The organism is Rhodococcus daqingensis (genome assembly GCF_042665615.1).
In the GTDB taxonomy this organism is placed as follows: domain Bacteria; phylum Actinomycetota; class Actinomycetes; order Mycobacteriales; family Mycobacteriaceae; genus Rhodococcus_G; species Rhodococcus_G daqingensis.
The window spans coordinates 673,902-682,707 of record NZ_JBHTCS010000009.1 but is presented as its reverse complement, the minus strand read 5'-3'; the positions used below and the strand labels follow the sequence as shown (position 1 = coordinate 682,707).

The following is an 8,806-nucleotide window of genomic DNA, read 5'->3' as shown; positions in this document are numbered from 1 at the left end:
GGACGGTTCGACCCCGATCGGTGGTCCGGTGAATGTGGTCGACGGTAAGGCGAAGCTGTCGCACACCTTCGACACGGCGGGTGCGCATTCGATTACGGCGACCTATTCCGGGTTCGCGGGTTTCTCGGGTGCGGGTTCGCAGGCCAGCACGGTGACGGTGGCCGGTTCCGGTGGGGACGGGTCGTTCGGCTCCAGCCAGTTCGGTTCCTGAATCCCCAGATCGACCTCGATCCAACAATGCTCGGTGCTGCAAATGGAGGAAATCTCATGTCTCATACGGTGATGCGTCGCGCGGTGGCGGCGGTGAGTGCCGCGGCTGTTGTTGCCCTGGGTCTCGGGGTCGGTGGTGGTGTCGCGTCGGCGGCGCAGACGTCGGCGACGGTGACGACGACGAACATCGTGGCGACGAAGACGTTGCTGGGTGATGGTTCGGTGTTTCCGGGTGAGGTGGTGACCTACCGCACCGAGTTCTCGGTGAACAGCATCATCGACCGGTACCTGAACAAGATCACCGATGTGCATCCGGCCGGGTTCGAGTATGTGCCGGGTAGCGCGAAGGTGTCGGCGGCGTCGACGTCGTCGGTGACGCCGAGTGTGGATGTGGCGAACAACCGGGTGTCGGTGTCGAATTCACTCAGTGCGTGGATGTTGTCGAAGAACGTCAACCGCAAGGTGTCGTTGGAGCTGTCGTACAAGGTTCCGGACAATGCACCGGCGGGCACGTTCGACAGTGGTCTGACGTTCGACGTGAACACCTTCGGCTCGACGCAGGTGTTCAACCCGATCGGCGTGACGATCGACGTGCAGGGCCCGGCCTCGACCACCACGCAGCTGACGGCTCCCGCGACCGCAACCGTGGGTACCGCGGTCGACCTGTCGGCCTCGGTGTCCCCGTCCGTTGCGGGCGGAACCGTGCAGTTCAAGGACGGTGACGTGAGCCTAGGCGCGCCGGCCACCGTTGTGAACGGCACCGCGACGTTGTCCCACACGTTCGCGACGGCGGGCCCGCGCAGCATCACCGCGGTGTACTCGGGCGTGCCGGGATTCGCGGGTTCGACCTCAGCGCCCTCGACGGTGGCGGTGTCGATGCCCGACGTGGCGACCTCGACGGTGCTCAGCCTCGCGAGCGACGCGCAGACCGGCGTCCAGGTGAGCCTGGTCGCCGCCGTGACCCCCGCCCCGGCAGGCGGCACGGTCCAGTTCAAGGACGGCGACACCCCGATCGGCGGCCCGGTGGGCGTGGTGGACGGCAAGGCCACCCTGTGGTTCACGTTCAACACCGCGGGTGACCATCAGATCACCGCCGTGTACTCGGGTGCGCCCGGCTTCAAGGCGTCGACCTCCGCGGCCACCGCGCTCAAGGTCACCGGGGCGAACACCGGCGGCACCGGGTCGCTCGGATTCGGCTCCTGATCACGAGGGCCCGGTCGCATTCAGTTCCACACAAGCACCTTGGAGGAATTCTCATGTCTCAGACGGTGATGCGCCGCGCGGCGGCCGCAATCAGCGTGGCGGCAGTTGTCGCCCTCGGTCTCGGGGTCGGTGGTGGTGTCGCGTCGGCGACGCAGACCTCGGCGACGGTGACGACGACGAACATCGTGGCGACGAAGACGTTGCTCGGTGATGGTGTGGTGTTTCCGGGTGAGGTGGTGACGTATCGGACCGAGTTCTCGGTCAACAGCATCATCGATCGGTATCTGAACAAGATCACCGATGTGCATCCGGCCGGGTTCGAGTATGTGCCGGGTAGTGCGAAGGTGTCGGCGTTCTCGACGTCGGCGGTGACGCCGAGCGTGGATGTGGCGAACAACCGGGTGTCGGTGTCGAATTCGCTCAGTGCGTGGATGCTGTCGAAGAACGTCAACCGGACGGTGTCGCTGGAGTTGTCGTACAAGGTTCCGGACAACGCACCCCTGGGTACGTTCGACAGTGGTCTGACGTTCGATGTGAACACCTTCGGTTCGACGCAGGTGTTCAACCCGATCGGCGTCTTCGCGACCGTCGAGGCGCCGGACACCGCCACCACGACCGGGCTGACCGTGCCCGGTTCCGCAGTGGCGGGCGACGTTGTCCCGCTGTCCGCGACGGTGGCCCCTGTTCCGACGGGCGGCACCGTGCAGTTCAAGGACGGTGACACCCCGCTCGGAGCGCCGGTCACCGTCATGGACGGCAAGGCGATGCTCCCGCATTCGTTCGACAGCAACGGGGCGCACCGGATCACCGCGGTGTACTCGGGCGGCGGACGATTCCTGGCGTCGGTCTCGCCGACCCTGACCGTCAACGTGTCGGGCGGCACCGGCGGTGGCGACGGCGGCACCGGTTCGGCCGGTCTGCCTTTCGGCTCCTAGACGCGTGAACGACAGGGCCCCGCCGACGCTCGGCGGGGGCTCTGCCTTGGTCGGGAGGTGCGGGCGTGGAGGGGGCGAGCATCGCTCGGCCCGGCTTCAGGTCGAGCCCGGTGGTCGGCTCGTCGAGGACCGGACAATGGGGCACGGGGTGCCGGGGACGTCCGAGGTCCGTGGTTCGATGGGGTGTGGCAACAGAACCGATCCGGCTCGAGGTGATCGTCGGAAGCGTCCGCGTCGGTAGGTTTGCACCCGTGGTCGCCGACTGGTTCCTGTGTCGGGCCCGGGCGCACGAGGGGTTCGACGTCGGCACGCTCGACCTCGCCCACATCGCGCTGCCTGCCGACCTGTCAGACAGCGCCGCGGCGGCCGCCTTTCGGGAGCGCGTCGACGCCGCGGAGGCATTTGTCGTGGTGACCCCGGAGTACAACCACGGCTATCCGGGCGCACTGAAGAACGCCATCGACAGCGCGAAGGAGCAGTGGCGGGCCAAGCCGGTCGGATTCGTGTCCTATGGAGGGTTGTCCGGAGGGCTACGCGCCACCGAGCAACTGCGTCAGGTGGTTGCCGAGGTGCACATGGTCTCGATCCGCCAGACCGTCAGCTTCCACCAGGCGCGCAAGCGATTCGGTCCGGACGGAGAGACCACGGACGGTGCGGCGATCGACGGTTCCGTCCGGCTGCTCGATCAGCTTGCATGGTGGGCAGAGGCGCTGCGGTCCGCGCGTGCCGCCGATCCGTATCCCGGCTGACCGACCTCACCGGGCCGGCTGAAGCGGGCGGGTGGCCCGTGGCCTTCCGATGAACGCGGTCTCCTGCGCGATGGTGACCAGGACGAGGTCCACCTGTTTGCCGTCGGCGCGGAGCGTGACGCGGTCGCCGCTCGCACCGGGCTGCACGATCGAGATCTGCGGTTCGACGCCGGGGGCGGGCTCGTGGACGTCGCGCACCCGGATGGTGGTGACGCCGGCGCGTGGCGGCACCGGCTCGACCCCGTCGAACAGAACCGCCGTGAACGTCGGGTCGAGCCGGGTCGGATCGCCGATCAGCCGCAGCCGGTCGGGTGTGGCGATGGAATCGATGAGCGAGCCCCACACCTGCGGGCGATCCGAGTGGATCTGGATCCGGGCTCCGGTCGCGACGGCACGGAAAACCAACTGCTGCGCAAGGTACAGCTCGCCGAGCACGTCCACGTACTCGATCTCCGGTCCCACGATCCGGGCGGTCAGCCCGTGTCCGTAGTTGTCGGAGCCGATCAGCTGACCACACCCCGACAGGGGCAGGGCAAGGGCATCGAGCTGTGCGGTCGTGAAGTCGGTGAACGGGGTGAGCGAGTCGAGGTCGGATGAGGCAAACGGCAGGTTGGAGGTCAGCCCGTCGGCATGCCGGCCCTGCATGGAGATGAGACCGGGGATGTCGAGCCGCTCTGGCAGGGTGCGGGTGGTCATCCGGACGGATGCGGCGACCCGAATCTCGCCGGACCGCGTGCCGGGACGCATCCGCACCGTCACCGTGGTGCCGAGGCCCGAGGGCACCCACAGCTTCGCCAGCAATTCGTCGGACAACACTCGCGGATCGACCGCGTATCCGGTGTTGCACACCCCCGGTAGCGGGGTATGGGTCCAGGAACGGGTGAACGAATCGGGGCGCACACCGCGGCTGATCTGTAGTGCGGCGGAGGTGATCTCGGCGGCGGTGAGCGGCCGCGACGCGCAGCCCGCATCGGACAGGGCACGGACGATCCGCAGAGCCGCGACCGATGCCGTCCGTGCCGCGCCGGTCGTGCCCCCGCCCCGCCGCGCGACGGCATCGGACTCGTCGGTCGCGTCGAATCGGACCGCGAGCCAGACCGTTCGCAACGCGGTCGCAGGCAATGGACCCACGAGCTGGTCGTAGACCTCGGTGGCGGGGCTTCCCGCACTCGAGCGATAGCCGTGGCTGACGATGTCGATGCCGCTGAGCCTGATGTCGTGCTGGGTCATCGATTCGGCCAGCACGACTACCGGCAGCCGGTGGACCGATTCGAACGAGTCGCGGGTGACCTGGGTCAGATTGCCGGGAATCGGCAGTACCTCGATGACGGCGACCACCGACCCGTTGTCCCAGTGCAGACCGACCACGGGGCCGGAGGGGGTGCGGAAGTCGGAGGTCGCGCCGAGGCCGCGTTCGCGCCGCAGCAGATATCGCCATCCGGTCACCGCCCAATCGAGCAGGCATCGCCCGCCGACGGGGATCAGGCCGAGCAGTGCGACGACGGCGCCGATGGCCACGGCGGGCCACCAGGACAATCCACAGACTGCCGCCGCCGCGCCTGCGGCTACGCCCAGGAGTTGGGCAACCACCAGATTTCGGACAGACACCGTCGGCATCACACGCCGACGCGACCCCCGTCGTCGAGACACGATCTTCCCCCATCGCCCCTGATCCGCGCGGTCCCCGCCGCTCGGTATCCCGGCAGAACTGTACTGTGTCCCTCCGTAGTGCGCGCCAAACGGGGGAGGGAACATGGCAGCACAGCCGACTACGCGTTGGCAGGTCAACGGGTATCGCTTCTTGGTCCGTCGGATGGAACACGCCCTGGTTCGCCGGGATGTACGAATGCTGCACGATCCGATGCGAACGCAATCTCGTGCGCTGGCGGTGGGCGCGGTTCTGGCCGCGATCGGCCTGGCCGGATGCGGCGCGCTGGCCTTGATCCGGCCGCAGGACAAGATCGGTGACGCGCAGATCGTCGTCGGCAAGGATTCCGGGGCGATGTTCGTGATGGTGGAGGCCACCCTCCATCCCGTGCTGAACCTGGCGTCTGCCCGCCTGATCGCGGGCGATGCGGCGACACCGGTCATCGTGAAGGAATCGGAGATCGGCACCCGTCCGCGCGGTGCGCTGATGGGCATTCCCGGTGCGCCGTCGGCACTTCCGCACGGCGGGCCGACCGCCTGGACGGTGTGTGATTCCATCGCCTCGGGCGGGACGAAGGCGATCAGCACCGCGGTGATCGCCGGTGATCCCGAGCTCGGTGAGAACGTCTCGACTCTCGCCGACGGCGAGGCGCTGCTGGTCACCGGCGCGGACGGAACGTTCCTCGTCTACGACGGCAAGCGCGCCCGCATCGACCCCGGCAATCGCGCGGTGGCACTCGCGTTCGGCCTCGACGGGGTCGAGCCGCGGCCGGTGAGCCCGGGCCTGCTCGGGGCGATCCCGGAGGCGCCCGCGATCTCGCCGCCCGTGATCGACGGTGCGGGTGGACAGCCCGCCTACCCGTTGCAGGGGAAGACGATCGGTTCGGTCGTTCGCGTCCAGGATGCGCAGGAGACCAAGTCCTATGTGGTGCTGCGCGGGGGACTGCAGCGGATCAGCCAGGCCACCGAGGATCTCATCCGGTACTCGGATTCGCAGGGCAGTGCGGGCGCCGACAGCATCACGCCGGATGTCGTGTCACGTGCTCCACAGGCGAACGACCTGGCGGTGTCCACGTTCCCGGCCGTGGCGCCGGAAATCGTCGAGGTCGACAGCCGTCCGGTGAGCTGCCTGTCCTGGCGGCCGATCGACGGCGCCGACGAGTCCGACGGCGGACTGCGCGCCACCGTCGATGTGATCACCGGGAATGCGATCCCTCTTCGTCGCGAGGCCGAGTTGGTTTCGCTGGCACAGGCGGATGGAACCGGCCCCAATGCGGACACCGCCTACCTGGAACCGGGCAGCGGTGGGCTGGTCCACACCACGGGCATCGATCCGTCCAGCGAGCGCAAGGGCGCGCTGTTCTTCGTCGCGGACACCGGAGTTCGGTACGGAGTCGAGAACGCGGAGGCCGCCAAGGTCCTCGGGTTCGCCGACGGAAGCGTCCCGGCGCCGTGGCCGATCGTCGGAATGCTCGCCCCTGGTCCGATGCTCGGCAGGGAGGCCGCTTTCCTGGCGCACGACGGGATGGCCCCCGACGATCAGCCGGCCGACGTCTCGCCGCCGTCGCGCTGAAGCCTGCGCCGCAACGGAAACGAGGCCAACAGGCCCAGCCCGAGCAGCGCCGCGACGCCGCCCACCCCCGCCACCGCGACATTTCGCGGACGGTGGTCGGGCGGCGTGGGCGCATCGGGGATGGCCATCGCGGTGGACTGGGCGCCGTGCGGCGATGTGGCACCGGGGACCTCCGCCGTCACCGCGGCCGCCGGGTCGATGACGCCGTGTCCCACGAACGGATCCCACCCGCCTGCGGGTGCATGCGCTGTCTGCTCGATCCGGTCCATGACCTGGCGGGCGTTCAACTGCGGGAACCGCGACCGGATCAAGGCGGCGGTGCCCGCGGCGTAGGGGGCGGCGAAGCTGGTGCCCTGAACCGAACCTCCGTTGACGGAGTTCGTCAGTCCGGTCGGTTCGGGTCGGCGCGGGTCGAGCGAGGTGATGTCCGTGCCGGGAGCAGCGACATCGACCCACGGGCCGGGGACGGTGAAGGCGGACGGGGCACCGTCCGGGTTGACCGAGCCCACCGCGAGCACCTGGTCGTCGTACCAGGCCGGGGTGGCGATGGTGGTCACCGAATCCCATGGACTCGCATGCGGCGCGGCGGGATTCGGCGGCGGGTTCGATGCCCGACAGGCCTCGCTGTCGAGGTTGCCCGCCGCGGCGACCACCACGATGTCCTTGATTCGTGCGGCGTAGTCGACGGCGGCGCCGAGCGTCGCACTGTCGCCCGCGCCGGCGGGGACACATGCTACCTCGGAGATGTTGATGACCGTCACGCCCGGGAAGTCCGCCGCGTGCCGGATTGCCCGGGCGAGGGTGCTCACATTGCCCACGCCCTTCGCGTTCTGGCCCTCCGCGTCCTTGCGGCCGTCGGTTTCCCGGTAGATATTGCTCGACTGCCGGATGCTCAGGATCCGGGCGTCCGGCGCGACTCCGGCGAACCCGGTCTGTCCGTTGCGATTCGCCGCGATGATGCCTGCCACCAGGGTTCCGTGGGCATCGCAGTCCTGGGTCCCGTCTCCCGCGGAGACGTAGTCCCCGCCGGGGATCAGTCCGGGCAGGCGGCTGTGCCGTTCGACCCCGGTGTCGATCACCGCCACGGTCTGACCCCGCCCGGTGCTGAGCGGCCACACCGACTCCAGGTCCAGCGCGCGCTGCGGCGCTGGCACCTCAGCGAGGTCACCGACCGGTTGTGTGGTGGAACAGGGGTCCCTCAGTTCGGTCTTGGGACCGGACGGCGCCGAATTGGGCGGCACCCGGCCGGGATCGATCGACGGCGGAGGTATGGCGACCGCGGTCGCCTGGCCGAGCGATACCGCGAGGGCGATACCGGCGAGCGCGACCGGGATCCGCCGGGAGTGGCCCCTCACAGTCCGCGCATCATGGTGAACAGCCCGGACACCCAGCAGACCAGCGGGACCACCGCGGCGATCGCCGCGTAGTCGAGCAGCTCGACGCTGCGACGAAGGACCGGTGAGAAGGTCTGATTCGGGGCGATGACACCCAGCGCCAGGGCGATTCCGGCGACGAGCACCGTCAGCGCGAAGACCCCGACGGACTGGCCGGGATTGGTGACAGCGGCACCGACGAGGAGCATCAGCACGATGGCCGCACCGCCGCCGATCAGGGGGATCGCCTGCTCGGCGCTGGCATAGGTACGGCCACGGAGCATGAGCACACCGGCACACACGACCGCGAGAATGGTTCCGGACCAGAAGATTCCGCCATCGGTGAAGACCTTGGCGGCGAGCAGGGCGCCCCCGGCCGTCAGCGCGGTCATCGCGCACACGAGGCCGGTGAGATACTGCCGGGCACGGGCCGCCCTCGACGCGAGCGAGACGAAGGACGGCAGTATCGCGTCCGGCTCGAGGGTCTCCTCTTCGATGTCGACCGCGGAACCCGGTGCGGGCACCGGCGGCAGGGGGAGCTTGGCCAGCAGCATCGAGATTCGCGGGGCGAAGGCGAGTCCGCCGAGCGCGACAGCCGCGAGCACCGCACCGATCGCGTACGTGGGCTGTTCGGTCAGCGTGCCGACGGCGGCGGCGACCGACAGCGGCAGGGTGGCGGCGGCGACCCCGGTGAACAGCGCCAGCCCGACCCCGCTGATCCGCATGGCGAGCGCGGCGGCGGCGCCGCAGGTCACGGCGCCCAGCAGCAGGCCGGCGGCGCCGAGCCTGCCGGGGACCATCAGGGCCCCGGCGGTGAACGCGAGTGGCATCGCGCATCCGCACAGCACCACCGCGGCGGCTCGGTCGAGATAGATCCGACTGACGACGGTGCCCGCCGTGATCAGGAGCGCGGCAACGAAGAGGGCCACGAATGCGCCGAGGAGACTGTCCGATTCGGTACGGGCCCGAAGCAGCGCCCCGGCGCCGGCCGTCATGGCGAGAACCGCAACGGCCGAACCCATCACCCGTGCCGACAGCGGCGTCCAGCGCCGGTACCGGTCGGCCTCGAGGGCGGCGACGTTGTGCATGATGTCGTCGAAGAGGGGGGGCGGGGGC

The 8,806-nt window shown here is 69.3% G+C and carries 8 protein-coding genes; 5 read left to right on the top strand and 3 right to left on the bottom strand.

The genetic code is table 11. The features are described 5' to 3' along the window. The 4 genes from ACFQS9_RS07765 to ACFQS9_RS07750 all read left to right on the top strand — a co-directional run. The coding region (locus ACFQS9_RS07765; RefSeq protein ID WP_378403132.1) for an Ig-like domain-containing protein at positions 1-211 on the top strand (211 nt) is incomplete at its 5' end. A 56-nt stretch (positions 212-267) separates the two neighbouring features. Beyond that, positions 268-1,413, top strand: coding sequence for an Ig-like domain-containing protein (locus ACFQS9_RS07760; RefSeq protein WP_378403130.1), 1,146 nt, complete (start codon positions 268-270; stop codon positions 1,411-1,413). A gap of 53 nt (positions 1,414-1,466) precedes the next feature. After that, positions 1,467-2,348, top strand: coding sequence for an Ig-like domain-containing protein (locus ACFQS9_RS07755; protein WP_378403128.1), 882 nt, complete (start codon positions 1,467-1,469; stop codon positions 2,346-2,348). A 185-nt stretch (positions 2,349-2,533) separates the two neighbouring features. After that, positions 2,534-3,097 (top strand): NADPH-dependent FMN reductase, encoded by a 564-nt coding sequence (locus ACFQS9_RS07750; protein ID WP_378403126.1) that lies wholly within the window; start codon positions 2,534-2,536, stop codon positions 3,095-3,097. Between the two features lie 6 nt (positions 3,098-3,103). On the opposite strand, the gene eccE is transcribed toward ACFQS9_RS07750, so the two are convergent. Further along, positions 3,104-4,714: a type VII secretion protein EccE gene (eccE, locus tag ACFQS9_RS07745; RefSeq protein WP_378403124.1), complete on the bottom strand. Its 1,611-nt coding sequence runs from the start codon at positions 4,712-4,714 to the stop codon at positions 3,104-3,106. 136 nt (positions 4,715-4,850) lie between these two features. On the opposite strand from eccE, the gene eccB reads away from it, so the two are divergent. Continuing rightward, positions 4,851-6,317, top strand: a complete 1,467-nt coding sequence (eccB, locus tag ACFQS9_RS07740) for a type VII secretion protein EccB (RefSeq protein WP_378403122.1) — start codon at positions 4,851-4,853, stop codon at positions 6,315-6,317. Here the strand turns inward: eccB and mycP are convergent. Together mycP and eccD are read right to left on the bottom strand one after the other, a co-directional pair. Then, the gene (gene mycP, locus ACFQS9_RS07735; RefSeq protein WP_378403227.1) at positions 6,284-7,672 is read right to left on the bottom strand and encodes a type VII secretion-associated serine protease mycosin; all 1,389 of its coding nucleotides are present in this window, start codon (positions 7,670-7,672) and stop codon (positions 6,284-6,286) included. The two genes, eccB and mycP, sit on opposite strands and share 34 nt — an antisense overlap. Beyond that, a complete protein-coding gene (gene eccD / locus ACFQS9_RS07730; RefSeq protein ID WP_378403120.1) occupies positions 7,669-8,778 on the bottom strand; it encodes a type VII secretion integral membrane protein EccD in 1,110 nt (369 codons plus the stop codon). The genes mycP and eccD overlap by 4 nt, the downstream gene beginning before the upstream one ends. Positions 8,779-8,806 lie beyond the last annotated feature (28 nt).

Excerpts from the sequence above, each read along its gene's own strand:
- ACFQS9_RS07760 (WP_378403130.1), top strand. The coding sequence starts at position 268 with ATGTCTCATACGGTGATGCGTCGCGCGGTGGCGGCGGTGAGTGCCGCG.
- eccB (WP_378403122.1), top strand. The coding sequence starts at position 4,851 with ATGGCAGCACAGCCGACTACGCGTTGGCAGGTCAACGGGTATCGCTTC.
- ACFQS9_RS07755 (WP_378403128.1), top strand. The coding sequence starts at position 1,467 with ATGTCTCAGACGGTGATGCGCCGCGCGGCGGCCGCAATCAGCGTGGCG.
- eccE (WP_378403124.1), bottom strand. The coding sequence starts at position 4,714 with ATGCCGACGGTGTCTGTCCGAAATCTGGTGGTTGCCCAACTCCTGGGC.
- eccD (WP_378403120.1), bottom strand. The coding sequence starts at position 8,778 with ATGCACAACGTCGCCGCCCTCGAGGCCGACCGGTACCGGCGCTGGACG.